This window comes from Rhodoferax sp. ZS1R25 (genome assembly GCF_056521335.1).
Genome location: NZ_JBWMAZ010000002.1, coordinates 915,647 through 939,476, shown reverse-complemented (window position 1 = coordinate 939,476; position 23,830 = coordinate 915,647). Strand labels below are relative to the sequence as shown.

General features: G+C 62.6%; 26 protein-coding genes. 8 read left to right on the top strand and 18 right to left on the bottom strand.

Annotated features, from left to right (window positions below):
• The first annotated feature begins 150 nt into the window (after positions 1–150).
• The 4 genes from glnA to ntrC all read left to right on the top strand — a co-directional run bounded on the left by glnA (position 151) and on the right by ntrC (position 4,957).
• Positions 151–1,566, top strand: a complete 1,416-nt coding sequence (gene glnA / locus AC097R_RS15200) for a type I glutamate--ammonia ligase (protein ID WP_479598968.1) — start codon at positions 151–153, stop codon at positions 1,564–1,566.
• 183 nt (positions 1,567–1,749) lie between these two features.
• A complete protein-coding gene (locus tag AC097R_RS15195) occupies positions 1,750–2,247 on the top strand; it encodes a hypothetical protein (RefSeq protein WP_479598967.1) in 498 nt (165 codons plus the stop codon).
• A gap of 51 nt (positions 2,248–2,298) precedes the next feature.
• Positions 2,299–3,375, top strand: a complete 1,077-nt coding sequence (gene glnL / locus AC097R_RS15190; RefSeq protein ID WP_479598966.1) for a nitrogen regulation protein NR(II) — start codon at positions 2,299–2,301, stop codon at positions 3,373–3,375.
• Positions 3,376–3,403: 28 nt separating this feature from the next.
• Complete coding sequence (gene ntrC, locus AC097R_RS15185) at positions 3,404–4,957, top strand: nitrogen regulation protein NR(I) (protein WP_479598965.1); 1,554 nt, start codon at positions 3,404–3,406, stop codon at positions 4,955–4,957.
• Between the two features lie 109 nt (positions 4,958–5,066).
• Here ntrC and AC097R_RS15180 read toward each other — a convergent pair whose 3' ends face one another.
• From AC097R_RS15180 to AC097R_RS15145, 8 genes are all read right to left on the bottom strand, one after another.
• Positions 5,067–5,837 carry an exodeoxyribonuclease III gene (locus AC097R_RS15180; protein ID WP_479598964.1) on the bottom strand — a complete coding sequence of 257 codons (771 nt, stop codon included), beginning with the start codon at positions 5,835–5,837 and terminating at the stop codon, positions 5,067–5,069.
• Positions 5,838–5,942: 105 nt separating this feature from the next.
• Positions 5,943–9,296 (bottom strand): EAL domain-containing protein, encoded by a 3,354-nt coding sequence (locus AC097R_RS15175; protein ID WP_479598963.1) that lies wholly within the window; start codon positions 9,294–9,296, stop codon positions 5,943–5,945.
• 146 nt (positions 9,297–9,442) lie between these two features.
• On the bottom strand, positions 9,443–9,667 hold the full coding sequence (locus AC097R_RS15170; RefSeq protein WP_479598962.1) for a CsbD family protein: 225 nt from the start codon (positions 9,665–9,667) through the stop codon (positions 9,443–9,445).
• 46 nt (positions 9,668–9,713) lie between these two features.
• Positions 9,714–10,028, bottom strand: coding sequence for a BON domain-containing protein (locus tag AC097R_RS15165; RefSeq protein WP_479598961.1), 315 nt, complete (start codon positions 10,026–10,028; stop codon positions 9,714–9,716).
• 79 nt (positions 10,029–10,107) lie between these two features.
• Positions 10,108–10,467, bottom strand: coding sequence for a hypothetical protein (locus AC097R_RS15160; RefSeq protein WP_479598960.1), 360 nt, complete (start codon positions 10,465–10,467; stop codon positions 10,108–10,110).
• Complete coding sequence (locus AC097R_RS15155) at positions 10,464–10,844, bottom strand: hypothetical protein (protein WP_479598959.1); 381 nt, start codon at positions 10,842–10,844, stop codon at positions 10,464–10,466. The genes AC097R_RS15160 and AC097R_RS15155 overlap by 4 nt, the downstream gene beginning before the upstream one ends.
• Before the next feature lie 3 nt (positions 10,845–10,847).
• Positions 10,848–11,012 (bottom strand): DUF1328 domain-containing protein, encoded by a 165-nt coding sequence (locus AC097R_RS15150; protein WP_310342125.1) that lies wholly within the window; start codon positions 11,010–11,012, stop codon positions 10,848–10,850.
• A gap of 187 nt (positions 11,013–11,199) precedes the next feature.
• Positions 11,200–12,555 (bottom strand): CHASE3 domain-containing protein, encoded by a 1,356-nt coding sequence (locus AC097R_RS15145; protein WP_479598958.1) that lies wholly within the window; start codon positions 12,553–12,555, stop codon positions 11,200–11,202.
• A gap of 56 nt (positions 12,556–12,611) precedes the next feature.
• Between AC097R_RS15145 and AC097R_RS15140 the strand changes: the two genes are divergently transcribed.
• Positions 12,612–13,244 (top strand): response regulator, encoded by a 633-nt coding sequence (locus tag AC097R_RS15140; RefSeq protein WP_479598957.1) that lies wholly within the window; start codon positions 12,612–12,614, stop codon positions 13,242–13,244.
• Between the two features lie 5 nt (positions 13,245–13,249).
• Here AC097R_RS15140 and AC097R_RS15135 read toward each other — a convergent pair whose 3' ends face one another.
• Positions 13,250–13,660, bottom strand: a complete 411-nt coding sequence (locus AC097R_RS15135; protein WP_479598956.1) for a response regulator — start codon at positions 13,658–13,660, stop codon at positions 13,250–13,252.
• A gap of 197 nt (positions 13,661–13,857) precedes the next feature.
• Here AC097R_RS15135 and AC097R_RS15130 point away from each other — a divergent pair, with 197 nt between their 5' ends.
• Positions 13,858–14,073 carry a glycine zipper 2TM domain-containing protein gene (locus AC097R_RS15130; protein ID WP_479598955.1) on the top strand — a complete coding sequence of 72 codons (216 nt, stop codon included), beginning with the start codon at positions 13,858–13,860 and terminating at the stop codon, positions 14,071–14,073.
• A gap of 32 nt (positions 14,074–14,105) precedes the next feature.
• On the opposite strand, the gene AC097R_RS15125 is transcribed toward AC097R_RS15130, so the two are convergent.
• The 6 genes from AC097R_RS15125 to AC097R_RS15100 all read right to left on the bottom strand — a co-directional run bounded on the left by AC097R_RS15125 (position 14,106) and on the right by AC097R_RS15100 (position 19,122).
• Positions 14,106–14,603 carry a DUF4337 domain-containing protein gene (locus AC097R_RS15125; protein ID WP_479598954.1) on the bottom strand — a complete coding sequence of 166 codons (498 nt, stop codon included), beginning with the start codon at positions 14,601–14,603 and terminating at the stop codon, positions 14,106–14,108.
• Positions 14,604–14,725: 122 nt separating this feature from the next.
• Positions 14,726–15,235: a dihydrofolate reductase gene (locus AC097R_RS15120; protein ID WP_479598953.1), complete on the bottom strand. Its 510-nt coding sequence runs from the start codon at positions 15,233–15,235 to the stop codon at positions 14,726–14,728.
• Between the two features lie 2 nt (positions 15,236–15,237).
• Entirely contained in the window at positions 15,238–16,086 is an 849-nt protein-coding gene (locus tag AC097R_RS15115) for a thymidylate synthase (protein WP_479598952.1), read from the bottom strand.
• A gap of 19 nt (positions 16,087–16,105) precedes the next feature.
• A complete protein-coding gene (locus AC097R_RS15110; protein WP_479598951.1) occupies positions 16,106–17,266 on the bottom strand; it encodes an MFS transporter in 1,161 nt (386 codons plus the stop codon).
• A gap of 18 nt (positions 17,267–17,284) precedes the next feature.
• Positions 17,285–18,715 carry an FAD-binding oxidoreductase gene (locus tag AC097R_RS15105; protein ID WP_479598950.1) on the bottom strand — a complete coding sequence of 477 codons (1,431 nt, stop codon included), beginning with the start codon at positions 18,713–18,715 and terminating at the stop codon, positions 17,285–17,287.
• The gene (locus AC097R_RS15100) at positions 18,712–19,122 is read right to left on the bottom strand and encodes a DUF2069 domain-containing protein (protein ID WP_479598949.1); all 411 of its coding nucleotides are present in this window, start codon (positions 19,120–19,122) and stop codon (positions 18,712–18,714) included. Before AC097R_RS15100 ends, AC097R_RS15105 begins: the two co-directional genes overlap by 4 nt.
• A 111-nt stretch (positions 19,123–19,233) precedes the next feature.
• On the opposite strand from AC097R_RS15100, the gene AC097R_RS15095 reads away from it, so the two are divergent.
• A complete protein-coding gene (locus tag AC097R_RS15095; RefSeq protein ID WP_479598948.1) occupies positions 19,234–20,034 on the top strand; it encodes a substrate-binding periplasmic protein in 801 nt (266 codons plus the stop codon).
• Positions 20,035–20,050: 16 nt separating this feature from the next.
• Positions 20,051–21,274: a YhjD/YihY/BrkB family envelope integrity protein gene (locus AC097R_RS15090; protein ID WP_479598947.1), complete on the top strand. Its 1,224-nt coding sequence runs from the start codon at positions 20,051–20,053 to the stop codon at positions 21,272–21,274.
• 7 nt (positions 21,275–21,281) lie between these two features.
• Here the strand turns inward: AC097R_RS15090 and AC097R_RS15085 are convergent, their stop codons facing one another.
• From AC097R_RS15085 to AC097R_RS15075, 3 genes are all read right to left on the bottom strand, one after another.
• Positions 21,282–21,614, bottom strand: a complete 333-nt coding sequence (locus AC097R_RS15085) for an Mpo1-like protein (RefSeq protein ID WP_479598946.1) — start codon at positions 21,612–21,614, stop codon at positions 21,282–21,284.
• A gap of 75 nt (positions 21,615–21,689) precedes the next feature.
• On the bottom strand, positions 21,690–22,511 hold the full coding sequence (locus AC097R_RS15080) for an alpha/beta fold hydrolase (protein WP_479598945.1): 822 nt from the start codon (positions 22,509–22,511) through the stop codon (positions 21,690–21,692).
• Positions 22,511–23,824: an O-acetylhomoserine aminocarboxypropyltransferase gene (locus tag AC097R_RS15075; RefSeq protein WP_479598944.1), complete on the bottom strand. Its 1,314-nt coding sequence runs from the start codon at positions 23,822–23,824 to the stop codon at positions 22,511–22,513. The genes AC097R_RS15080 and AC097R_RS15075 overlap by 1 nt, the downstream gene beginning before the upstream one ends.
• Positions 23,825–23,830 lie beyond the last annotated feature (6 nt).

Here is a 23,830-nt window from a genome sequence, read left to right as displayed (position 1 = left end):
CGCATCTTTGCGGTGCGCCCCCCTAAAACGCCGGTTTCTCAAGGCAGAATACGGCGGTTTCTCTAAATTGCCCGGCCAGCGGTTTTTGGCACAAAAGCTGCATTGAAGACGGGGCAATTCTTTTTTACAACCGTGCAACAGGAGTATTTGATGGCCAAGACCGTCGCAGACGTGATGAAGATGGTGAAAGAGAACGAAGTCAAATTTGTTGACTTCCGTTTCACCGATACCCGCGGTAAGCAGCAGCACACCACGGTGCCTGTCTCGCATTTCGACGAAGACAAGTTCACCTCCGGCCACGCATTCGACGGTTCTTCCATCGCCGGCTGGAAGGGCATCGAAGCTTCCGACATGTTGTTGATGCCCGATCCCAATACGGCCAACATCGACCCCTTCTTTGAAGAAACCACCATCATCATGAACTGTGATGTGGTGGAGCCTGCTGACGGCAAGTCCTACGATCGCGATCCCCGTTCCATCGCCAAGCGCGCTGAAGCCTACCTGAAGGCTTCCGGCATCGGCGACACGGCTTACTTCGGTCCCGAGCCAGAATTTTTCATCTTTGATGGCGTTCGCTGGAGCACTGACCCCAACAACACGTTCTACGAAATCGACGAGTACGAAGCTCCCTGGAACACCGGTTCCAAGCTCGAAGGCGGCAACCGCGGCCACCGTCCCACCGTCAAGGGCGGCTACTTCCCTGTGCCTCCTGTCGACAGCACACAAGACATGCGCGCCGAGATGTCCCTGATCCTCGAATCTCTGGGCATTCCCGTCGAAGTGTTCCACCACGAAGTGGCGGGCGCTGGCCAGAACGAAATCGGTACCCGCTTCTCCACCCTGGTGGAACGCGCTGACTGGACCATGCTGCAAAAGTATGTGGTGCACAACGTGGCCAACGCCTACGGCAAGACCGCCACCTTCATGCCCAAGCCTTACCACGGTGACAACGGTTCCGGCATGCACGTGCACCAGTCCGTGTGGAAAGACGGCAAGAACCTGTTCGCCGGCGACGGCTATGCAGGTCTGTCTGACTTCGCGCTGTACTACATCGGCGGCATCATCAAGCACGCACGTGCCCTGAACGCCATCACCAACCCTGGCACCAACAGCTACAAGCGCCTGGTTCCTCACTTCGAAGCTCCGGTCAAGCTGGCGTACTCCGCCAAGAACCGTTCCGCATCGATCCGCATTCCGTTTGTGGCGAACCCCAAGGGCCGTCGCGTGGAAGCCCGCTTCCCAGATCCATTGATGAACCCTTACCTGGGCTTCTCTGCCCTGTTGATGGCAGGTCTGGACGGCGTGGAAAACAAGATCCACCCCGGCGAAGCTGCAACGAAGGATCTGTACCATCTGCCTCCCGAGGAAGATGCGAAGGTACCAACCGTGTGCCACAGCCTGGACCAAGCGTTGGAGCACCTGGATAAGGACCGCGGCTTCCTGACCAAGGGTGGCGTGTTTACCGACTCCATGCTCGATGCTTACATCGAGTTGAAGATGCAGGAAGTCAACCGCTTCCGCATGTCGGTACACCCTGTCGAATACGACATGTACTATTCCCTGTGATTTCCGCTGCCCCTGTGGCAGTGGTTTCCTGAAAAAGGACGGCGTAAGCCGTCCTTTTTTTTGCAAACAACCCACTACAGATTCATGTCCAATTGGCAGGGATACTGTGGCGGTTTTTGTTTTTAGGCACTTTTTGGCGCATACTGAATCCACCGCCAGGCACCCTGTTAGCGCGGACACAGCATGAACACCCATTTTTTGATTTCTTTGATAGCTCTTGGCTCGCTCTCCGGCGCATTCGCACAGGAGCGCATCTACCGTTGTGGCAACGAGTACACCAACACCGTGTCCGAGGCCCAGGCGAAAAACTGCAAGCTGATTTCCGGTGGCAATGTCACGGTGGTGCAAGCGCAAAAGCCGGGGACCAAAGTCGCGTCCGCCAGCCAGAGTGGATCACGCGTGGACTCACCCGACCAGCGCGCCAAGGATTCGGATGCGCGCCTGATTCTGGAGGCCGAACTCAAGAAGGCCGAGGCGCGTCAGATCGAACTGGTCAAGGAGTACAACAACGGTGAGCCCGAAAAGTTGGGCCCCGAGACCCGCAACCACCAGAAGTACCTGGACCGCGTGGCCGAACTCAAGGCCGCCATCGCCCGCAATGAGAGTGACATTGCCGGTATCCGCCGGGAGTTGGGACGCGTGCCTGCCGCAGCATCTCCGTCGGTGTCGTCCGCCAAGTAGCGGCGCGCTGTTGTGTGGCCCTGCGGGCTGCGCCGTATTTGACTACCCCCAATGCCTGTGACCCGCACCGACCCCATCCCCGAGCGTTTTCAGTCGTTTGACCTGCTGGCTACTTTGGTGGCCGTGGTCTATGCCGATGCCTCCGTGCAGTTCTCCAATGCGGCGCTGGAGGATGCCTTGGGAACTTCACGCAGAACCATTGTGGGCTCCAGCTTCGCCGACATCTTCACCGAGCCTGCCGCCTTGCAAAGTGCGCTGGAAGGCGCTGCCGAAAACGCTTTTGCGGCACTTCGTTACGACGCGTGGCTCAAGCGCGCGGCACTAGACCCCATGCCGGTCCACGTGATCGTCACGCGCACGGAGTTTTCCGACGAAATCATCATCGAGATGGTGCCGCTGGAACAGCAAACCCGCCAGGACCGCGAAGAGCGCTTGGCCGAGCAGGCCCAGACCAACAAAGAACTGATCCGTAACCTGGCGCATGAGATCAAGAACCCGCTGGGTGGCATTCGTGGCGCGGCGCAGTTGCTGGAAATGGAAATGGAGTCGCCCGAGCTGACCGAGTACACCCAGGTCATCATCCACGAGGCCGACCGCCTGCAAAGCCTGGTGGATCGGCTGCTGGCTCCGCACCGCAGGCCGCACCTGGTGGGCGACGTGAACATCCACGAAGTGTGCGAGCGCGTGCGCTCACTCATCATGGCCGAGTTCCCCAAGGGGCTGCGCGTGGTCCGTGATTACGACACCTCCATTCCCGAGTTTCGTGGCGACCGGGAGCAACTGATTCAGACCGTGCTGAACATTGCCCACAACGCTTGCCAGGCGCTCGCAGAGCGCATTGCTGCGGGTGATGCCAACCTCACATTTCGCACCCGTGTGACCCGCCAAGTAACGTTCGGTAAGCAGCGGTATCGGTTGGCATTGGAATTGCATGTCATCGACAACGGACCTGGCGTGCCAGATTCGATCAGAGACCGCATTTTTTACCCGCTGGTGTCGGGCAGAGAGGGCGGTTCGGGGCTGGGGCTGACATTGGCGCAAACCTTTGTTCAACAACACCACGGTCTGATTGAAGTCGATAGCGTGCCAGGCCGAACGGATTTCAGAATCCTGATTCCGTTACCGTAAACACAAAAACACAAGGGTGCGCCACAACATGAAGCCGATTTGGATCGTAGATGATGACCAGTCCATCCGCTTCGTGCTGGAGAAGGCGCTGCTGCGTGAGCATTTGCCCACACGCAGCTTTTCCAATCCACGCGATGTACTGAGTGCCCTGGCCACAGCCGCGGACGATGAAGGCCCGCAAATTCTGGTGAGCGACATCCGCATGCCAGGCGGTTCCGGGCTGGATCTGCTGGACAAGGTCAAGGCCAAACACCCCGGGCTGCCCGTCATCATCATGACGGCGTTCTCGGATTTGGACAGCGCGGTGAGCGCCTTCCAGGGCGGCGCGTTTGAATACCTGCCCAAGCCCTTTGACCTCCCCAAGGCGGTGGAGCTGATCCGCCGTGCAGTGGAAGAAAGCCAGCGCGAAGAAGTGGCCGAAGAGCGCATGGCTGAGTCGCCTGAAATGCTGGGCCAGGCGCCCGCCATGCAGGACGTATTCCGCGCCATTGGCCGCCTGAGCCAGAGCAATGTGACGGTGATGATCACCGGCGAATCGGGTTCGGGAAAAGAGCTGGTGGCGCGTGCGCTGCACAAACATTCGCCGCGCGCCGATGGCCCCTTTGTGGCCATCAACACTGCAGCCATTCCCAAAGACCTGCTGGAGAGCGAACTCTTCGGCCATGAGCGTGGCGCCTTTACCGGCGCGCAAACCATGCGCCGCGGCCGCTTTGAGCAGGCCGACGGCGGCACGCTGTTCCTCGATGAAATTGGCGACATGCCATTCGAGCTGCAAACGCGCTTGCTCCGCGTCTTGAGCGACGGGCACTTCTACCGCGTGGGTGGACACAGTGCCGTCAAATCGAATGTGCGCGTGATTGCCGCCACCCACCAGGACCTGGAGCAGCGCGTCAAGGACGGCGTGTTCCGCGAGGACTTGTTCCACCGCCTCAACGTGATTCGCCTGCGCCTGCCGGCCCTGCGTGAGCGCAAGGAAGACGTGTCCATGCTGACGCGCCACTTTCTGCAGCAAAGCGCCAAACAGCTGGGTGTGGAGCCCAAGCGCATTTCCGACCCCGCACTGGCGTGGCTGGAGGGCTTTGGCTTCCCTGGTAACGTGCGCCAGCTGGAGAACATCTGCCATTGGCTGACGGTGATGGCACCGGCCCAGGTGATCGAACGCAAGGACCTGCCGCCCGAGGTGAGCATGGGCCGTGAGGGTTCGGGCGTGCCTGCTGTGGCTGCGGCGCCCGTGCTGACGTCGTTGTCCGAGTTGCCCGGCAAAGAACCGCAGGTGCTGCATGCGTCTGCGGGCGCAGCCTTGGCCGCAGAGCCTGAACAAGACCTGTCCCACGTGCTGGCCCGTGCGGCGGCCGTCCATGGCCCGCTGCAAGGCTGGGAAGCCGAGCTGGAGACCGAGGCGGTGGCCCTGCTCGGGTCCGGCCAGGCCGATGTGTGGGACACGCTGACGCGCCGCTTTGAGTCGCGCCTGATTCTTGCGGCTCTGGCCAATACCAAAGGCCGCCGGATTGAAGCCGCCCAGAAGCTGGGTATTGGCCGCAACACGATCACGCGCAAGATCCAGGAGTTGGGTCTCGAGTAGTTTGAGTGCGTTTCAGGCCGCTAGCCCGCGTGGAATATGTGCTGGTAGCTCCTTAAATGATAGCAAAAGGCCCGCTGCGTGCGGGCCTTTTGCATGTCAATCCGGCATCTCAGTCCAGCGCGATATCCACCACCACCGGGGCGTGGTCGCTGGGGCGCTCATTCTTGCGTGGCACCTTGTCGATGGCGCAAGCTTTCACCAGCGGTTTGAGCGCGCTGCTGACCAGGATGTGGTCGATGCGCAGCCCGCGGTTGCGGCGAAAGCCGGCGTCGCGGTAGTCCCACCAGCTAAAGCTTTTGGGCGGTTGCGCGAACAGACGGTGGCTGTCGGTGAGACCCAGTGCGACCAGTGCGCGCAGGTGGTAGCGTTCCTCCTCGGTGCAATGGATGGTTTCATACAGGGCCACGGGGTCCCACACATCGTCGTCGTCAAAGGTGATGTTGTAGTCCCCCATGATCACCAACTGCGGGTGCTGGGTCAGCTCCTCCTTGACCCAGCGGCGCAGCGCCGTCAGCCATTCCATTTTGTACTCAAACTTGTCGCTGCCGGGCTCCTGGCCATTGGGGAAGTACGCACCGATCACGCGCACGCCGTTGACCGTGCCGGTGATGACACGCGCCATGTCGTCCTCAAACCCCGGGATGTTCTTGACCACATCGGTGACCGGGCTGCGCGTGAGCAGGGCCACGCCGTTGTAAGTCTTCTGGCCAAACCACTGCGCGCTGTAGCCCGCTGCCGTGAAGGCGTCTGCGGGGAATTTGTCATCCGTCAGTTTGAGCTCTTGCAGGGCTAACACGTCCACCGGGTTGGCAGCCAGCCAGTCCAGCACCTGAGGCAGGCGCACGCCCAAAGAGTTCACATTCCAGGTGGCAAGTTTCATGGTGGTGGGGCCGCCTAAGGCGATCTGCATGGAGGAGGCCATACGGCCGAAAGCGGCAAGTCTACGGCAACTGGCACCCCAATTCCGGGGCTCCCCCGCTTTGGGTCAGCCCTGCGCCCGATAGTTCGCCAGCCAGGCCGGAAAATCTTCGGCCGGCATGGGGCGGGCGATGAAATAGCCCTGGGCGATGTCACAGCCAAACGCTGCCAGCTGGTCCCATTGCGCTTGGGTTTCCACGCCTTCAGCCACGGTCTTGTGGCCCAGGTCGTGGGCCAGGTCGATGGTGGAGCGCACGATCACGGCCGAGTCGTTGTTCAGCGACATGTCGCCCACAAACGACTGGTCAATCTTGATGTAGGACACCGGCAACTTTTGCAGGTAGCTCAATGACGAATAGCCGGTGCCAAAGTCATCCAGATACAGCGTGATGCTCTCCAGGCGCAGCCCGTGCAGCACGCGCAGCGCCAGCTCGGCGTCTTCCATCACCGCGCTCTCGGTGATCTCCATTTCCAACAACCCGGCCGCCGTGCCCCATTGGGTTTGCCACTGGCGAATCTTGTCCAGCAGGCTCTCGTCGCGCAGGTTGCGGGCGGATAGGTTGATTGCGAAGGGCAGGGCGTTGCCTTGTTGTTGCCAGGCCTGGATCAGGCGTACGCCGGTTTCGATCACCCATTCGGTCAATGGTTTGATCAGTCCCGTATGCTCGGCCAGGCCAATGAATTCGCCGGGGGGAATGATCCCGCGCTCGGCATGGCGCCAGCGCACCAGTCCTTCGACACCACACACCCGGCGGGTATTGATCTCTACTTTGGGTTGCACGTAGAGCATCAGGTCGCCTGCTTCAATGGCCCGCTGCAGCTCGCCGGCCATGTTCAGGTGGTGCGACTGGTTGTGGTTCAGGCTGGGGTCGTACACAACATGGCGCACGCCCTTTTTCTTGGCTTGGTGGACCGCAATGTCCATGTGCCGGTACAGGTCGTGGGGCGTGGTGCCGTGCGCGGGGAACAGGCTGACACCAATGCGTGCGGATACATGCAGCGCAATGTCGGCGATCGCAAAAGGTCGCGCGAGCGCATCTTCCAGGCGCCGCACCATGGCCAGCGCGGCGCTGACGTCGCACCCTGGCAGGAGGATGGCAAATTCGTCACCCCGCAGACGGGCCACCTTGGCGGACGGGGATGCAACAGAGCTAATGCGCGCACCAAACTCCTGCAGCATCTGATCGCCCCGGCTGAAGCCCAGCGCATCGTTGATCTCGCTGAGTCGCTCGATGTTGGCCTGGAACATGGCAAACGGTTCGCGCCGCCGGGTCGCGGTCTCGATCGCTGCCACCAGCAGTTCGGTGAAGTGGGTCTCGTTGGGCAGCCCCGTGAGCGCGTCATAGCGCGTCAGGCGCTGCATGGAGGCCTGTACCTTCTGTTGTTCCACGTGCGCGCGCAGGTTGGCAATGCCGAAGGCCAGGTCATCGGCCGATTCGGTGAGCAGGGTGATTTCGTCCTGACCAAACGGCGGCAGTTCAGATCCGTAGATCACCAGAACCCCCACCACCACATCGGCCACCCGCAGCGGACAAGCCACCGCATGTGCATGGCCGTGTAGGCCAGCCTGCCAGGGCACGGCGCCTGCTTCGCTGCGCAGATCCTGCTCTACATGCGTTTGGCCGGTGCGCAGGGCTGTGACCACCACGCCACGGTCCTGGCCATGGTCGATCCGGGCACCCTTGTGCAGGCGCAGCCCTTCCAGGCCAGCGGGGTAGCCACTCTGGGCCATGGCTTGCAGCGGCGCCCCTGGATCCTGCGGTTGCGCGTACCAGACCACCGCCATGGGGTAGCCGCCGGTTTCGACAATGGCACTGCACATGCCGTCCAGCAAGCCCTGTTCTTCTGTGGCACGCAACATGGTGCGGTTGCCCGCGCTCAGGGTCCGCAGGGCGCGGCTGGCGCTTTCCAGTTCATGCACGCGTTGTTCCAATTCGGCGTTCAGACCTTGGATTTTTTCTTCCGCCTGCTTGCGCTCCGTGATGTCGGAGCCCATCACGTAGTAGCCCGCCACCCGGTTTTGCGCATCCCGTTTGGGCATGTAGTTGATGAGTTGCCACACACCGGGAAAAGGTTGCCAGTCGTAGTTCTGTGGTTCGCCTTGCAGCACTTTGGTGATCAGCGGCGCCGTAATGGCATAGCGCGTTTCACCCAAAATCTCGCGCACCGTGCAGCCACTGAGATCGGCACGCTCGGGGGCGAAGCGCTGGTGGTACTGCTGGTTGACATAGACGTAGCGCTGCTGAGCGTCCACAAACGCGATCAGGGCGGGGACGTTGTTGATCACGCTGCGCAGATGGTCTTCGCTCTCGCGCAGTTGGGCGGTGCGTTCCTGTACCCGCTGCTCCAGCAGCGCGCTGTGTTCACGCACCGCGTGCTGGGCCAGCCGGGCCACAGTCTCGTCGCGGAACACCAGTACCACCCCGACCAACTGGCCCTCACTGTCGCGGATGGGGGCTGCGCTATCCGCAATCGGGCACTCCCGGCCATCGCGGGAAATCAGTGCCGTGTGGTTGGCCAGCACCTGCACTTCACCGCTTGCAATCACCTGGGTCACGGGAATTTGTGCAGGCAGGCGTGTGAGTTCGTTGACGATCTGGAACACCTCGTCCACCGGGTGGCCCAGCGCTTCGGCCTGCGTCCAACCCGTCAGGCGTTCGGCCACAGGGTTCATGCGCGTGATGTTCCCGCGCGTGTCGGTGGCCAGCACCGCATCGCCAATGGAGTGCAGCGTGATGGCCAGGCTTTCCTCACTCGCGGCCAATGCACGGTGGCTGGCCTCGGTGTCGCGCAGCTGGCGCTTGATCAAGACATAGCTGCCCGCCAACAGGCCCAACAGCAGCAAAGACACTGTGATGCCCGCGGCCAGCATGAACCGCTGCGTACGCTGCTGCGCCACGCTACGGTCTTGCAGCAGCAGATTCTCTGCCTCCTCCATGCCGCTGATCAACCGGTAGGTGCGTTCGCGGGTTTCTTTTAGTGGAGAGATGGCGATGAAGGCGTTGGCGGCTTCCTGGCCCTGGGTCTTGCGCAGCCATTCCACACGTTTGGAAATTGCCATGCGCTGGTCCAGCACTTCGCGCAGCTGGCCCCAGCGCTCTTGCTGGCTGGAGTTGTCGGCAGTGAGCCGCTGCAACCTTACCAGGCTGGCTTCGCGCAGGGCCATCGTGGCGTCGCGCTCGGTCAGGAAGGCCGGGTCGCCGGTTACGCGAAAGTTCTGGGTGCTGACCTCGACCTGCAGCGTGTCGCCGCGGATATGGGCCAGGGTGCTGATGACCTCGTGGGTATGTCCCACCAAGCGCAGCGCTTCGGTCGTGTCGCCCGACAGCTTCCAGGTGGCGACCCACAGCACGCAAACCACCACCACGGCGGACGTGAAGGCCGCAAGCACTTTGGCTTCGAAGCTGGAGCGTGTATGCAAAGAGTCCCACCGTTCCTGACATGTGACCGGATCATTCTGCACCACTTGATCTGAATGATCCATACGCAGTTGCCTGTCGTTGACATAAGGCTAAAAAGCCCCGCACTCCGGGCAGAGTGCGGGGCTCTGGGCAGAGCTGTCCCGGCTTAGGATTTATCGGTAAACCAAGCGTCGGTAGCCGTGCGTTCCCAGGCGGCCAATTGCTTCTCGGCCTCATCCTTGGCGACGCCATAGCGTTCCTGGATTTTTCCAGCCAGTTGGTCGCGTCGGCCAGCGATGACATCGAGGTCATCGTCGGTCAATTTGCCCCACTGTTCCTTGGCTTTGCCAGTGGCTTGTTTCCAGTTACCTTGAATGCGATCCCAGTTCATAAGTGACTCCTTGGAGGTTGGTTGCAGAAGATGGTGGGGCCAACGCTCAGGGGCGAATGGCGATTTCGTTCTTCACGGCCTTGACGCCTTTGACGCCGCGGGCAATGGTTTCAGCGGTCAGCTTCTCGCTGGTGTTCTTGGCAAAGCCCGACAGCATCACGGTGCCGTTCAGCGTCTCTACGCTGATGGCAGCGGCGTCCACGGTCTTGTTTTCGACGAAGCGGCTCTTGACGGAGGTGGTGATCGCGGTGTCATCCACATAGGCGCCAACCGTTTCCTGACCGCGGGTGACGGCGCAACCTGCGGTGAACAGCAGCGCCAAAGAGGTAAAGACAATCGCGAGGGTGGTACGTAAGTTCATGGTGAATCTCCAGTTAAAAAAAGGGTGGGTGTAAAACGAGGGCAGTGACGGGCCCCACTGCCAGTGGGCGGAAACGGTGCTAGGGCGGCGGCGAGGGTGCCTGGGCGCTCAGGTTTCTAACCAAGAAGGGCAGCAGACTGGCCACCACAGCGGGTTGAAATATCCAGCGCCATGGGCGACTCCAGGCCAACAGACCCGCGGCGAGCACGACGCCCACGGTCCAACCCAGCGGGTGGATTTGAAACTGCGTTTTGGCCTTTTCCCATAGGGCTTGTACCTCGGGCGATTCCTTCAGCCGCGCCATCCATTCGGGTGCTGCGTGCTGGCCCCATAGCCAAGCGGCCGGTGCGGTATCGGTGTGCGTATGCAGTGCCTGGCGCAAATGTGTGCGTGACAGGGTCAACCGGACAGCGGCTGCCGTGATGGCGTTGGTGCTCATGATTGGCTCACCTCGGCCAGCAGGGCGATGTCGGCCTTCAGTTGCTGGCGCAGCTGGCTAAAGGCCGCCGGGGCGGACGATACCCGTGCGAGCAGAGTGCAACCCAATGCCACGATGGCCGGCAGCAAGGGGGCCACCCAAAGCGCCCAAGGCGCCTGGATATTTTCGGGCGGCACCGTGGCCCAGAGCATCAGGGCTACCCCTGCCAGCACTGCTGCTGTTCCGAAGGTGCACAAGGCCACTGCGTTCAGCAGGGCGTTGCGCTTCCAGATGGTGGAGGCTGCAGCGGCTTCGGCAGCGACCAAGGCGGCATAGCCTTCCGCGTGCTCCACCAGCAACTGGGTCCGGCTGGACAGCAACAGAAGCAGGGGATGCAACACTCAAATCCCCTTGATCAGGCCGAACAGAAAACTGGCCACCGCCAGGATCAGGAAGACTATGAAAAGGATCTTGGCGATGCCAACCGCACTGGCGGCGATACCACCAAAACCGAACACGGCGGCAATCAGGGCAATGACAAAGAAGACGACGGCGTAGTGCAGCATGTTGAGCTCCTAGAGAGGGACAAGAACAGGGTTCTCGGCCGGTTACACATTGGCGCAAACGGGTGTGAATGCGATGGGTCCAGTGTGGCTCGCCAGGAGCGCAAAGGCGATAGGGCAGCTTGCCGTCTGCGTGTCGGGAAAAGTCGTGACAATGTGTAGGACTGCGCTTACAGCCCCTGGAGACGCGCTAAGCGGACGTGGGGCCCGCCTCGGGGATGCGTGCCTGGATGCGCGTGCCCTGGCCTGGCGCAGAGACCAGTCGCAAGGTGCCGCCTTCGGCCTCTACCCGAAAATGCATGCCGACCAGCCCGTGGGCCGAGGTCGGCTTGTTGCTGGTGTCGAAGCCAACGCCGTCATCGCGCACGGTGATTTCCACCATGCCATCTTTGGTCACCAAGCTCACCCACACATGGCTGGCGTGGGCGTACTTGGTGATGTTGGTGATGGCCTCTTGCACCAGTCGGTAAACCATGAGTTCGGCCGAGATGCGCAGGTTCACGGGCTCCAGGTCGCAATGCACCTGCACCCCTGAATGGTCGGCGTACTCACGCACCAGAATGTCCAGCGCAGCCACCAGGCCCAGGTTGCTCAACGAAGAAGGGCGCAGGTCTTCAATGATGCGCCGCCCCAGTGCAATGCCACTGTTCAGCGTGCCCACCAGATGGGCCAGCAACTCCAGGGTTTCGGGGGGAGCCTGCGACAGGCGGGAGCGAATGCGTGCCGCATCCAGTTTGGCCGAGGTCAGCAGGGAGCCCAGGTCGTCGTGCAGGTCACGTGCCAGGCGTTGGCGTTCGTCTTCGCGCGCGGTCTGCAGGTGCTGCGCCAACCTCGTCAGCTCGGTGGTGCGCTGCATCACCTCCACTTCCAGGCGGTCACGTTCCAGCTGTACCACGCGCTGCAGTTCCATCTGCTGCAGTTTCAGCGCCAGCGATTGGCGCAAGTAAAAAATCAGCCCCATGAAGCTCAGCGCACTCAGCAAGGCGACGCCAATGCGGCCCAGCATCAGGGTGCGGAACAGCTCGGCCCTGCGCGCGGTCACCGTCTGCGTCTGGTAGGCCAGCAGCTCTGCGCTGACGGTGCGTATCGCGTCCATTTTTTCCCGGCCAATGTCGGTCAGCAGGATTTCCGTGCCCGCCTTGCCATTGCCTTTCTCATCCAGCTCCAGCGTCAGCGCCAGTTCCGATAGTTTGGTATCGATCAGCTCGCGCAGGCGTTTGAGCAAATCGCGGGACTCGGTGTCTGCGCCGTAGTAGGCGTCCAGCTGGCGGTAGGCCTCGTCGATGCGCACCAAGGCCTTCTCGTAGGGCTGCAGGTATTCCTTGCGGTGCGTCAGGAGGTAGCCGCGCTGGCCGGTCTCGGCGTCCAGCATGCTGCGTTCCAGCATCTGGATCTGGGTGCGCGCCGCGCCCATGGCGGTCAGGCTCTCCAGCGTGGCGGTGGACTGCGAGTACGAGCCCTCGCTGACAAAGACCATCGCGGCTGCGGCGGCGCAGGCCATGGCGAGTACCACGGGGTGGCGTTGGATGATGGCGAGGGCCTTCATGTGGAGGATATTCTGTAAAGTATGGGATCATGCAGCATGAAATTCCGTTCCATCCTATGATCCGAATTGCCATTGTGGATGACCATGCCATGGTCCGTGCCGGACTTCGACAGTTCTTTGCTGAACAGGAAGATTTTTGCGTGATTGCCGAGGCGACCAATGGGCGCGAGGCGCTGGACGTGGTGCGCCAGGGTGAGGTGGACGTGATGGTGATGGACATTTCCATGCCCGACCACAGCGGCATTGATGCGCTGGCGGCGATCAAGGCGCGCGCACCGGACCTGCCCGTGCTGATTCTGAGCGGTTTTGCAGAGATCCATTACGCCACCACCATGCTGCGCCATGGTGCCAGTGGCTACCTGAACAAGGACTGCGACCCCGCCGACATCATCAAGGCCATCCGCACCGTGCACCGTGGGCGCAAGTACATTACCCCCGGTGTGGCCGAGTTGCTGGCCGAAGGGCTGGGCGAGGGCGGTGATAAGCCAGCGCACGAACAATTGTCCGAGCGCGAGATGCAGGTCTTTCTGCGTCTGGCCCGTGGTGAGACGGTGAGCCACATTGCCACCAGCATGTCGCTGAGCATGAAAACGGTGAGCACCTACCGCACCCGCGTGATGGAGAAAATGGGACTGGAGTCCAACAGCGACCTGACCTACTATGGTTTGAAGAACGGGCTTATCCAGTAGCGGGGTCATACACCCAGGGCAGCGTAGCCGCTGGGGTTTGTCCCCTCGGCGAGCTCGCTGCAGTACTGGATCAATGCATCGATTTCGGTCGATTTGTCAAACACCCGCCGGGCCCCCATGGCCAGACATTTGGAGCGAATGTCCTTGGTGGCGTAGTTGCTCAAAACCACCATCGCGCACCCCGGGCCCAGTTGCGGCGCCACTTTCAGAACCCCAAGCCCCGACCCGCGCTTGAGGAAAATATCCACGATCACCAATTGCACTGCGTTCGCCGGTTCGGTGAGCCATTGCGTGGCATGCCACTCGTCTTCTGCCATGCCGATGACCTTGACGGGTGTCAGCTCTTCCAGCGTGGCGACCAAGCTTTGCTGGATCACGGGACTGTCTTCGACAAGAAATGTCTTGAGTACGGGCATGGAAGGAGGCGAAGGTTCTCAGCGGTTAGTAGCTAGTGTGCACGTATCCGTCCGCGTTTTCCATGGGCGGGAGGCTCTATTTGGTGTCAGACCAGTCCTACAAATAGTAGCGGCGTCGTCCGCTAGCGAGATGGGTCGGCATTTTCGATACTGCAGGCATCAGACATCGCCGATGTCGATTCAAAGAGGATCACACCATGAAACATCTATCTGCAACCTTGTCGAGCACCATCCTTGCTGTCGCCCTGCTGAGCCTCACTGGCTGCGCGGGCATGACCAACCGTGAGAAGAGCACCGCCACCGGCGCGGTGATTGGTGGCGTGGCCGGTGCTGTTGTGGGCGGTGGTGCTTTGGGCACCGCGGCCGGTGCTGCGGCTGGTGGCGTTATCGGCCACGAAATGGGCAAGAAGTAAATTTGCACGGCGCGCGCAAGGCGCCGCTGCACTCAGATGTGCAGTGCCGCCAGCGCGCCCACCAACACGCCTAGGGAGCCTACGCCGAACATGGCGTACTCCAGCCATTTCTTCTTGGTCAACAGTGCAATCGCTGCGAGTGCAATGGCCACTTGCAGCACCGTGGTAGCCTGGGCCCAGCGGTGGTGCAAATGCATCTGCTCATCGCTTTGGTGGTCCCACTCGGTAGCTTCGGCTTCGAGCTTTTCGGCGACCAACTTGATCTCCCCTTTTTCTTTCTCGTAGCGCTCCACCTTGCCTTGGTAGGCGGCTTTGCCGGCTTCGGGCGACAGGTTCATCGCCAGTTCGGCCAGCGACTGCTTGGTGCTCTTGGCCTGGAAGAAATTCCACTGGTTGGAGGCCTCGGTCTTCTTCAGCGCGGCGTTGTTTTTGTACAGCCCCGCATTGGCCTGGGTTGCCCCTCCCATGTAGGAAAAGATGGCGCCCACGGTGGCGATGATGGCCGTGAACATGGCGATCTGGTTGATCATGCCGCCCGCCTTGCCATGGCCCCCCTCACCATGGGCGCCGTGGCCGCCCTGGGTGGCGTGCTCCAGCTCGTGGTCGTGGGGGCCGTGGACGTGAAAACCATCACCTGACATCGGTCAATCTCCTAAATACGTGTGTAAGTTACAAAGCTGAACGGCAGGCCGCTGGCCGCCACATGGTGTTCGCGCGTGGTTTCCCGCCACGCAGGTCCCAGGGTGGGGGCGAAGGCATCGCCTTCAAAGTCTTTTTCAATCTCGGTCACCACCGCGGTGGTGGCCAGCGGCTCCGTCAGCGCATACAGCTGCGCGCCGCCTATCACCCAGACATCAGGCGATTGCTCACAAAGTTGTAGCGCCTCGCGCAGGTCTCGCGCGGGCTGGGCGCCGTTTTCATGCCAATCTGCTTGCCGCGTGACCACAATGTTGGTGCGACCCGGCAGTGGACGAAACTTGGGTGGCAACGAATCCCAAGTCTTGCGTCCCATGATGACGGGGCAGCCCAGCGTGGTGCGCTTGAAATGCGCCAGGTCTTCGGGCAAATGCCAGGGCAGGGTGCCGTTCACGCCAATGACGCCATTGGCCGCACGCGCATAGATGAGGTGCAGGCGCGGGCCTGCTGCGCTGGTGTTCGCCATATTCAAACCGCCACCGGTGCTTTGATGGCAGCGTGGCTTTCGTAGCCCAGCACCTCAAAGTCCTCAAACTGGTAGTCCAGGATGGAGTCGGGCCGACGCTTGATGTGCAGCGTGGGATAGGCCATCGGTGCGCGGCTCAGTTGCAGCTCCACCTGTTCGTGGTGGTTGCTGTAGATATGGCAGTCGCCACCGGTCCAGATGAAGTCGCCCACGTCCAGATCGCATTGCTGCGCCACCATATGGGTCAGCAGCGCATAGCTGGCGATGTTGAAGGGAACACCCAGGAAAATGTCGGCGCTGCGCTGGTACAGCTGGCAGCTCAGGCGGCACTTGCCACCCTCGGTCTCGGCAGGTGCCACATAGAACTGGAAAAATGCATGGCAGGGCATCAGCGCCATCTTGTTGAGTTCGGCCACGTTCCAGGCGCTCACGATGATGCGGCGGCTGTCGGGGTTGGTCTTGAGTGTTTTGATGACATCGGCAATCTGGTCGATATGGCCACCATCCGGCGTGGGCCAGCTGCGCCATTGCACGCCATACACCGGGCCCAGGTCGCCCGTCTCGGGGTTGGCCCATTCGTCCCAGATGCTGACGCCGCGTTCTTTGAGCCAATTGTTGTCGCTGGACCCAGTCAGGAACCACAGCAGCTCCTGAATGATGGAGCGCAGGTGCACCTTCTTGGTGGTGACCAGCGGGAAACCTTCGTTCAGGTCAAAGCGCATCTGGTAGCCGAACACGCTTTTGGTGCCGGTGCCGGTGCGGTCGGCCTTGTGCACGCCCGTGGTGTACACGTGGCGCATGAAATCTTCGTACTGGCTGCGCACAGGGCGCTGGGGCGTGGTGCTGGTCATGGCAGGATTTTAGTGAGGCTCAGGTCAAACGATCCAGGGTGGCGGTCAGGGCCAGCATGGCGATCAGCAGTACCACGACCACGGGCATCACGGCGCCCAGGCCGGCCCAGGTGGCCAGCAGGCCAAAAGCGGCGGGGACCACCGAGCCGCCGATGTAGGAAAACGTCATCTGGCGGCCAATCACGGTGCGGGCCACCTCGTCGGGAAAGCGGCGTGCAGTCTCGTGCATCATGGACGGGAACACCGGCGCACAGCCCAGACCCATGAGTACCAGCCCGCCCAGCGATGCGGCGCCTAGCAGGTCGTAGGACGCGAAAATCAGTGCACCCACGGTGGCCACGGCAATGCCCAGGCGGATCAGCTTGCGGTTGCCCAGGCGGTTGGCCACCAGGCCCACGCCAAAGCGGCCCGCGGTGATGGAGCCAAAGTACACCGATACCCACACGCCCGCCGTCACCGGCGACACGCCGCGGCTGCCCACCAGAATACTGGCGGCCCACAGGCCGGTGCCCATCTCGGCCGCCACGTAGAACAGAAAGCACAGTGGTGCCAGCCACAGTGCGCCGGTGCGCAGCGGCTTGAAGCTGCTGGGCTTGCCGTGTTCACCGTCTTCGGCGGGTGGCTTGGAGTGTTCCTTGGACCACAGCGACAGCGTGAGCCACAGCACCACGGCCAGCGCCAGCTGGATAAAGCCAATGGCGCGCGTGCCTATCACCCAGCCCGCGGTGCTGGCCAGCGCCAGGCTCATGATGTAGGGGCCGGTGGTAGCGCCTACGCCCCAAAAGCCGTGCAGCCAGTTCATGTGGCGCGAGGAGTAGTGGGCTGCCACAAAGTGGTTCAGGCTGGCGTCCACTGCGCCGGCACCCAGGCCCAGGGGAATGGCTAGCAGCACGAGCCAGATGAACGACGGCGCAATGGAAAAGCCCAGCAGTGCCAGCGCCGTCATCAGGCAGCTGGTAGCCACCACGGCGCCGGTACCGATGCGCTTGACGATGGCCCCCGCGAAGAAGCTGGAGGTGGCCGAGCACGCCGTCATGGCGATGGTGATGAAACCTACCGCTGCCAACGGCTGGCCCATGTCGGCGCGAATGGCGGGCCAGGCCACGCCCAGAATGCCGTCGGGCAGGCCCAGGCTGATGAACGAGACGTAGACGATGCCGAGCAGCAGTAAGTGGGCCAAGACGGGGTCCTCGAAATATCAGAGCTTCAATACCCGGCCGGGGTTGAGCAGGTTGTGGGGGTCCAGCGCCAGTTTGATGGCACGCATGGCGTTCAGCGCCACGGGAGATTTGTGGTGCTCCAGCTTGTCGCGCTTGAGGCTACCAATGCCGTGTTCGGCCGAGATGGAGCCGTTGTAGCGGTCCACCACCGCGTACACCAGGGTGTTGATGGGGCCTTCCTGGTCGCGCAAAAAGGCCTCGGCATCGCTACCTGCGGGCGCTTGCACGTTGTAGTGGAGGTTGCCGTCGCCCAGGTGGCCGTAGTTGACCAGGCGCGCGCCGGGGAAGTGCTGTTCCAGCAGCGCATCGGTCTCGCGCACAAAGGCGGGGATGCGCGACACCGCAATCGAGATGTCGTGCTTGATGTTCAGTCCCTCTTGCGCCTGCGCCAGCGGGATGCTCTCGCGGATGTGCCACAGGGCGCGGGCCTGGGCCAGGTTCTCGGCCACCACGGCATCCAGCACACAGCCTTGTTCCAGGGCGGCTTCCAGCAGGCGCTCAAACTGCGCACGCGCATGGCCTTCGGATTCATGGTCGGAGTTTTCCAGCACCACGCAGTAGGGTGGTACGTCAGGCCCTGTCTGGAACGGCACGTTTTGCTGCGGGAAATGCTTGCGCACCAGGCCCAATGCAAAGGCGCCCATGACCTCAAAGCCCGTCAGCCCCGCACTCAGGTGTTTGTGGGCCAAGCCCAGTAACTCCACCGCCGCTGCCAGCGACGGCACGGCGGCAAACGCGGTGAGCTGCGCCGCGGGCAGGGGATAGATGCGCAGCGTGGCCGCGGTGATGATGCCCAGCGTGCCTTCGGCGCCGATGAACAGGTGGCGCAGGTCATAGCCGGTGTTGTCTTTGCGCAGGCCGGTCAGGCCGTTCCACACCTCGCCCTGAGCCGTGACCACCTCCAGGCCCAGGCAGAGTTCACGCGTATTGCCGTAGCGCACCACCTGGGTGCCGCCCGCGTTGGTGGACAGGTTGCCGCCTATGGTGCAGCTGCCTTCGGCAGCCAGGCTCAGCGGGAACAGAAAGCCTTCCTTCTCACACGCCTCCTGCAGAGTTTGCAAGATGCAGCCGGACTCCACGGTGACGGTCAGGTTGGCCGCGTCCAGCACGCGGATCTGCGCCATGCGTTGCAGACTCAAGACGACTTGCTGGCCCGATGCATCGGGGATGGAGCCCACCACCATGCCGGTGTTGCCGCCCTGGGGCACGATGCTCACGCCGGCCGCAGCGCAGGCCTTGACCACGGCAGCCACTTCGGCGGTGGCACCGGGCCGCACCACGGCCAGCGCCTTGCCGCGCTCGCGTTTGCGCCAGTCTTGCTCGTAGGCGGTGAGGTCACCCTCGGTCAGCACATGGGCGCCCCCCACGATGCTGCGCAGGGTGGCCAAAAGCGTGGTGTGGGTGTTCATGGGGTGGCCTCCGCTGCCAGCGCTTTGCCGGCTTTCAGGCGCAGGCGGATGTACACGGTGCAGGCTACAAACAGCACCAGGCACAGCAACACTTCCAGTCCGGCCAGCCAGTTGCCGGGCGCGCGGTCGCCCCAGGCCCGGACCACGCCTTCGGTGAAGTACAGCCACACCACCAGGCTGACCCAGCGGTAGGTGTACATGCGGTTTTTCAACAAGCCCGCCAGCGGGATGCACAGGGGCAGCACCTTGAGCGCCAGCCATGAGCCGCCGGGGCGAATGGGGGCCAGCGCCAGCTCCCAGGCCAGGCCCAGGGCGATGAGCCCCAGGGTGGTGGCCACAGCGAGCCAGCGGCTCAGTTGGACGGAACGCGCGGGGAGGGCGGAATGGGGAATAGGTGTTGCTCTCATGGGAACCGCATAGCTTAAAACAAATGGCCGGAGCGGCCCGGCTTTCCCCTCTTGCGGGGGCATGGCGATCGCGCTAGGCTGGCCCTGTCCCCTTGGGCGTGGAGCACTGGCATGGCATTCCAACGGTCTCGGTACTGGCAACGGTGGGCGGTGGGTGGTGTTTTGGCGGGGCTGGCGCTGGGCGCGCAGGCCGAGTGCACGCGCCTGGTTCTGACCGCGGACCCCGCGTACCCGCCCATGCACTGGTATGACGGAGAAACCCTGCAGGGCGCCAGCATCGAAATTGCCAAACGCGTGCTGACCGAGCTGAAAATTCCTTTCGAGGTGCGCTACCTGGGGCCGTTTCCACGGCTCATGTCGCTGGCCGAGCGTGGCGAGGTGGACATGATTGCCACGCTGAAGAAAACGCCGGAGCGAGAAGTCTTTTTGCTCTACCCCAAGACGCCAGCCCTCTCCAACCCGGTGGCCGTGTTTAGCGCCCGTGAGCACCCGTTTGAATTCCGGGACCGCGCCGACCTGGTGGGGCTGCGCGGCGGCATTACCCGCGGCAATGTGTTTGGCGGCGGGGTGGACGAGTACCTCAAGGACAAGCTCAACGTCCAGGAGTCCAACAGCCCCGAGAGCAATTTCGAAAAACTGGCGTTGGGCCGCATCGACTATTTCATCACCGGTTACTACACGGGTATGGCGCTGCTGCTCAAGCGTGGTGACGAAGAGCGCTTTGTGGTCAAAGAACCGTTTCTGGTGGATACCCCCAATTTCATGGTGCTGACCCGCTACGGCAAATGTGCAGACAAGCTGGAGTTGATCGACGCGCGCCTGGCCCTGCTGAAGAAAAGTGGCGTGCTGGACGAACTGATCCGCAAGAGTTTCCAGAAGTGGAAAGCCCAGCCCACGATGGTGGAGAAGTAGCTGGCATGATGGCGGGATGCAACTGATAGACCGCCTCACACCATGGCTGCACGACGTGGCCAGCATCCCCTGGCGCGACGCCGCCGTCACGCTGCGCGAGCGCTTTCGGGAGGACCGCCTGGGCCTGACGGCCAGTAGCCTGACCTTCACCACCACCATCGCGCTGGTGCCCTTCATCACCGTGGCGCTGGCGGTGTTCACTGCGTTTCCCATGTTCGCCAAGTTCCAGGACGTGCTGCAGAAGTGGCTGATCGAAAGCCTGGTGCCCGACAGCATCGCCCGCCAGGTGCTGGGCTACCTGAACCAGTTTGCCGGCAAGGCCAGCCGTCTGGGCGTGGCGGGGCTAGCGGTGCTGCTGGGAACGGCGCTGGCACTGATCTTCACGATTGACCGCACGCTCAACAGCATCTGGCGGGTGCGCAAGCCGCGCCCGTTTGCGCAGCGTGTGCTGATCTACTGGGCCGCCATCACACTGGGGCCGCTGTTGCTGGGCGCCAGCCTGACCATGACGTCGTATGCCGTGTCGGCCTCCAAGGGCGTGGTGGGTGGGTTGCCCGGTGGTGTGACTGTGCTGTTTGACAGCCTGCAGTTTGTGCTGGTGGCGGCGGGCACGGCTGCCATGTTCCATTACGTGCCCAACACCCAGGTGCGCTGGGGCCATGCCTGGATGGGCGGGCTGTTTGTGGCGGCGGGCATTGAGCTGGCGCGCAAGGGTCTGGCCCTGTACCTGAGCAAGGTACCGACGTACTCGGTGGTCTACGGCGCGTTTGCCACGGTGCCGATTTTGCTGGTCTGGATTTATGTGGCCTGGGTCATCGTGCTGCTGGGCGCAGCGCTCACCGCCTATGTGCCCAGCCTGCTGGCCGGCGTGCCGCGCCGCAAGCTGGCGCATGGCTGGCAGTTTCAACTGGCGCTGGAAGCGCTGCAGCACCTGGAGCTGGCCCGCCAAGCGGGTGACAAGGGCCTGACCCTGCCACAGTTGCGCACGGCCTTGCAGGTGGACCCGCTGCGGCTGGAGCCCGTGCTGCGCCAGTTGGTAGAGCTGGACTGGGTGGGGCAGCTCAACGAAGCGGCAGGCCCGGATGCCCTGTCGCGCTATGTGCTGCTGGCCGACCCAGACACCGCGGTGCTGGAGCCGGTGATGCGGGCACTGCTGCTGTCGCCCGACGCCGTGACCGAGAATTTATGGAAAATCGGCCGCTGGCCCTCGACAACACTGCGCGAGGCGCTACAAAAATAAGAGCAAATCAAAGAGGGATCTTGCCCGTCCAGATGTCCAGGTACATGCGCCAGTCGCCCATGAAACTGTAGAGCGGGCGCTTGAAACTGGCGGGCTTGTTCTTCTCAAACCCGAAGTGACCGACCCAGGCAAAACCGTAGCCACAGAGCAAGCCGTACAGCAGGTACTGGGGCTGCAGGGTGGCCAAGAACATGCCGGTGCACGCCAGGCTCAGCGAAGAGCCCACAAAGTGCAGGCGCCGGCAGGTGCGGTTGTTGTGCTCACCCAGATAGAACGGATAAAACTCGGCAAAGCTGTGGAAGCTGCGCGGGTCAATGGCGGCGGGGCTGGTGGTGTCCATGGTCGATTTCCTATGCGTTGTCTGCAGTGCCGACATGGTGACCGCGAAGCCCGCCCCCTGACAAGCGCGCTTCCCCTAGGGCTGGGCCAAAAACTGTCGCATGGCGGACAGCGTGGCTTCCGGCGCCTCGGTCATCTGGTGGTGGCCCACGGCAATGCGCTGCACCTGCACCCGCTTGCCGCCGTGCTCCGCCCGCTGGATCAGCAACTGCGCCGCCTTCGGGAGGGTCATCTGGTCCTGCTCGCCCAGCACAAACAGCACCGGGCACTGCACTTGGTCCATGGCCTCTTCGCCATGGGCATAGTCGTTGCAGGCTGAAAAACCGCGGTGGAACACATTCACCGCCGTGTTGCTGGCCAGTACGCGCCGGCCTAGCGCCATGCTGCTGCCGTAGACCCAGGTGCCTGGCCCGAGCGCCGAGGGGGGCGCGGCCAGCGTGCTGCGCGAGAACACATTCACCATGGTCAGCGCCTTCATGGGCTCATTGAGCGAGGTCTCCAGCAGCGCAGGGGACACCTTCATGGGGTAGGCAGTGCCCACCAGCACCAGATGCGTGGCTCGGGCAGCCAAACGTGATGCCGCTTCCAGTGCAATCAGCGAGCCCCAGCTGTGGCCCACGAGTGCGGCTTTATCGATGCCCGCCGCGTCCAACAACGCCACGATGAAGTCGGCCGCCTGTTCCACGGTTGCAGGTGCCTCGCCAGCGCTGCGGCAATGGCCCGGCAGGTCCACGGCCAGCACGTTGTAGCCGTGGTGGGCCAGGTAGCGGCTCTGCAGAATCCAGACGCTGTGGTCGTTGAGCACGCCGTGGATGAATACCACGGTGGGCTTGGCCGCGTCGAATGGCTTGCCACCGGTGTAGCAGTAGGCGCTGGCGCCGTTAACCTGGATGTCCATCACGCACCTGCCTTTTCTGCGGCTTTCAAGGCGCGTTTCAGGTCGTCCATCAAATCGTCCGGGTCTTCCAGCCCGATAGACAGGCGGATCGTGCCCTGGGTGATACCGCCAGCCGCCAGCGCCTCGTCGCTCATGCGGAAGTGGGTGGTGCTGGCCGGGTGGATCACCAGGCTGCGGCAGTCGCCCACATTGGCCAGGTGGCTGAAAACCTTGAGGGCCTCGATGAACTTCTTGCCCTGCTCGCGGTTGCCCTTCAGGTCAAAGCTGAACACCGAGCCCGCGCCTTTGGGCAGCAGCTTTTTCGCCAGTGCGTGGCTGGGGTGGCTTTCCAGCAGCGGGTGGCCCACGCGGCCCACAAAAGGCTGGCTGGCCAGAAATGCCACCACCTTCTCGGTGTTGCTGATGTGGCGCGCCATGCGCAGGCTCAGTGTCTCTATACCCTGCAAGATCAGCCAGGCGGTATGCGGGCTCATGCAGGCGCCAAAGTCGCGCAGGCCTTCGCGGCGCGCGCGCAGCAGGAAGGCGCCCACGGTGCTTTCCTCGCTGAAGTTCATGTTGTGAAAGCCCTCGTAGGGCGCGGCCAGCTCCGAGAACTTGCCGCTGGCCGCATGGGCGCGCGCCCAGTCAAAACTGCCACCGTCCACCACCACGCCACCAATCACCGTGCCGTGTCCGCTGAGGAACTTGGTGGCCGAGTGGTAGACCAGGTCGGCCCCCTGCGCGAAGGGCTGCACCAGCCAGGGCGAGGTGAGGGTGGAGTCCACCAGCAGCGGCACACCCGCCTCGTGGGCGATCTGCGCAATGGTGGGCGTGTCCAGCACGTCCAGCCCGGGGTTGCCCACGGTCTCGCCAAAGAACAGGCGCGTGTTGGGCCGCACTGCCGCGCGCCAGCCATCTACATCTCCGGGCTTCACAAAGGTGGTGTCAATGCCAAAGCGGCGCAGCGTGTAGTGCAGCAGGTTTTGCGAGCCGCCGTACAGCGCGGTGCTGGCGACGATGTGGCCGCCCGCGCCCATGAGCGTGGCCACGGCCAAGTGCAGTGCGGCCTGGCCGCTGGACGTGGCAATGGCGCCAATGCCGCCTTCGAGTGCGGCCATGCGTTGCTCGAACACGGCGTTGGTGGGGTTGCTGATGCGGCTGTAGACGTGGCCCGCGCGCTCCAGGTTGAACAGCGACTGTGCGTGCTCGCTGGACTCGAACACAAACGAGGTGGTCAGGTGGATGGGTACGGCGCGTGCGCCGGTGGTGGGGTCGGGCGATGCACCTGCGTGCAGGGCCAGGGTGTCAAAGCCAGGGTCGGCGTAGCCAGCCATAGGTTT

Coding starts and splice junctions, on each gene's coding strand:
- AC097R_RS15085 (WP_479598946.1), bottom strand. CDS start 21,614: ATGGACACCACCAGCCCCGCCGCCATTGACCCGCGCAGCTTCCACAGC.
- AC097R_RS15090 (WP_479598947.1), top strand. CDS start 20,051: ATGCAACTGATAGACCGCCTCACACCATGGCTGCACGACGTGGCCAGC.
- AC097R_RS15075 (WP_479598944.1), bottom strand. CDS start 23,824: ATGGCTGGCTACGCCGACCCTGGCTTTGACACCCTGGCCCTGCACGCA.
- glnL (WP_479598966.1), top strand. CDS start 2,299: ATGCCTGTGACCCGCACCGACCCCATCCCCGAGCGTTTTCAGTCGTTT.
- AC097R_RS15125 (WP_479598954.1), bottom strand. CDS start 14,603: ATGATCAACCAGATCGCCATGTTCACGGCCATCATCGCCACCGTGGGC.
- ntrC (WP_479598965.1), top strand. CDS start 3,404: ATGAAGCCGATTTGGATCGTAGATGATGACCAGTCCATCCGCTTCGTG.
- glnA (WP_479598968.1), top strand. CDS start 151: ATGGCCAAGACCGTCGCAGACGTGATGAAGATGGTGAAAGAGAACGAA.
- AC097R_RS15145 (WP_479598958.1), bottom strand. CDS start 12,555: ATGAAGGCCCTCGCCATCATCCAACGCCACCCCGTGGTACTCGCCATG.
- AC097R_RS15130 (WP_479598955.1), top strand. CDS start 13,858: ATGAAACATCTATCTGCAACCTTGTCGAGCACCATCCTTGCTGTCGCC.
- AC097R_RS15150 (WP_310342125.1), bottom strand. CDS start 11,012: ATGCTGCACTACGCCGTCGTCTTCTTTGTCATTGCCCTGATTGCCGCC.
- AC097R_RS15140 (WP_479598957.1), top strand. CDS start 12,612: ATGATCCGAATTGCCATTGTGGATGACCATGCCATGGTCCGTGCCGGA.
- AC097R_RS15170 (WP_479598962.1), bottom strand. CDS start 9,667: ATGAACTGGGATCGCATTCAAGGTAACTGGAAACAAGCCACTGGCAAA.
- AC097R_RS15165 (WP_479598961.1), bottom strand. CDS start 10,028: ATGAACTTACGTACCACCCTCGCGATTGTCTTTACCTCTTTGGCGCTG.
- AC097R_RS15135 (WP_479598956.1), bottom strand. CDS start 13,660: ATGCCCGTACTCAAGACATTTCTTGTCGAAGACAGTCCCGTGATCCAG.
- AC097R_RS15080 (WP_479598945.1), bottom strand. CDS start 22,511: ATGGACATCCAGGTTAACGGCGCCAGCGCCTACTGCTACACCGGTGGC.
- AC097R_RS15180 (WP_479598964.1), bottom strand. CDS start 5,837: ATGAAACTTGCCACCTGGAATGTGAACTCTTTGGGCGTGCGCCTGCCT.
- AC097R_RS15105 (WP_479598950.1), bottom strand. CDS start 18,715: ATGAACACCCACACCACGCTTTTGGCCACCCTGCGCAGCATCGTGGGG.
- AC097R_RS15195 (WP_479598967.1), top strand. CDS start 1,750: ATGAACACCCATTTTTTGATTTCTTTGATAGCTCTTGGCTCGCTCTCC.
- AC097R_RS15115 (WP_479598952.1), bottom strand. CDS start 16,086: ATGACCAGCACCACGCCCCAGCGCCCTGTGCGCAGCCAGTACGAAGAT.
- AC097R_RS15160 (WP_479598960.1), bottom strand. CDS start 10,467: ATGAGCACCAACGCCATCACGGCAGCCGCTGTCCGGTTGACCCTGTCA.
- AC097R_RS15095 (WP_479598948.1), top strand. CDS start 19,234: ATGGCATTCCAACGGTCTCGGTACTGGCAACGGTGGGCGGTGGGTGGT.
- AC097R_RS15100 (WP_479598949.1), bottom strand. CDS start 19,122: ATGAGAGCAACACCTATTCCCCATTCCGCCCTCCCCGCGCGTTCCGTC.
- AC097R_RS15120 (WP_479598953.1), bottom strand. CDS start 15,235: ATGGCGAACACCAGCGCAGCAGGCCCGCGCCTGCACCTCATCTATGCG.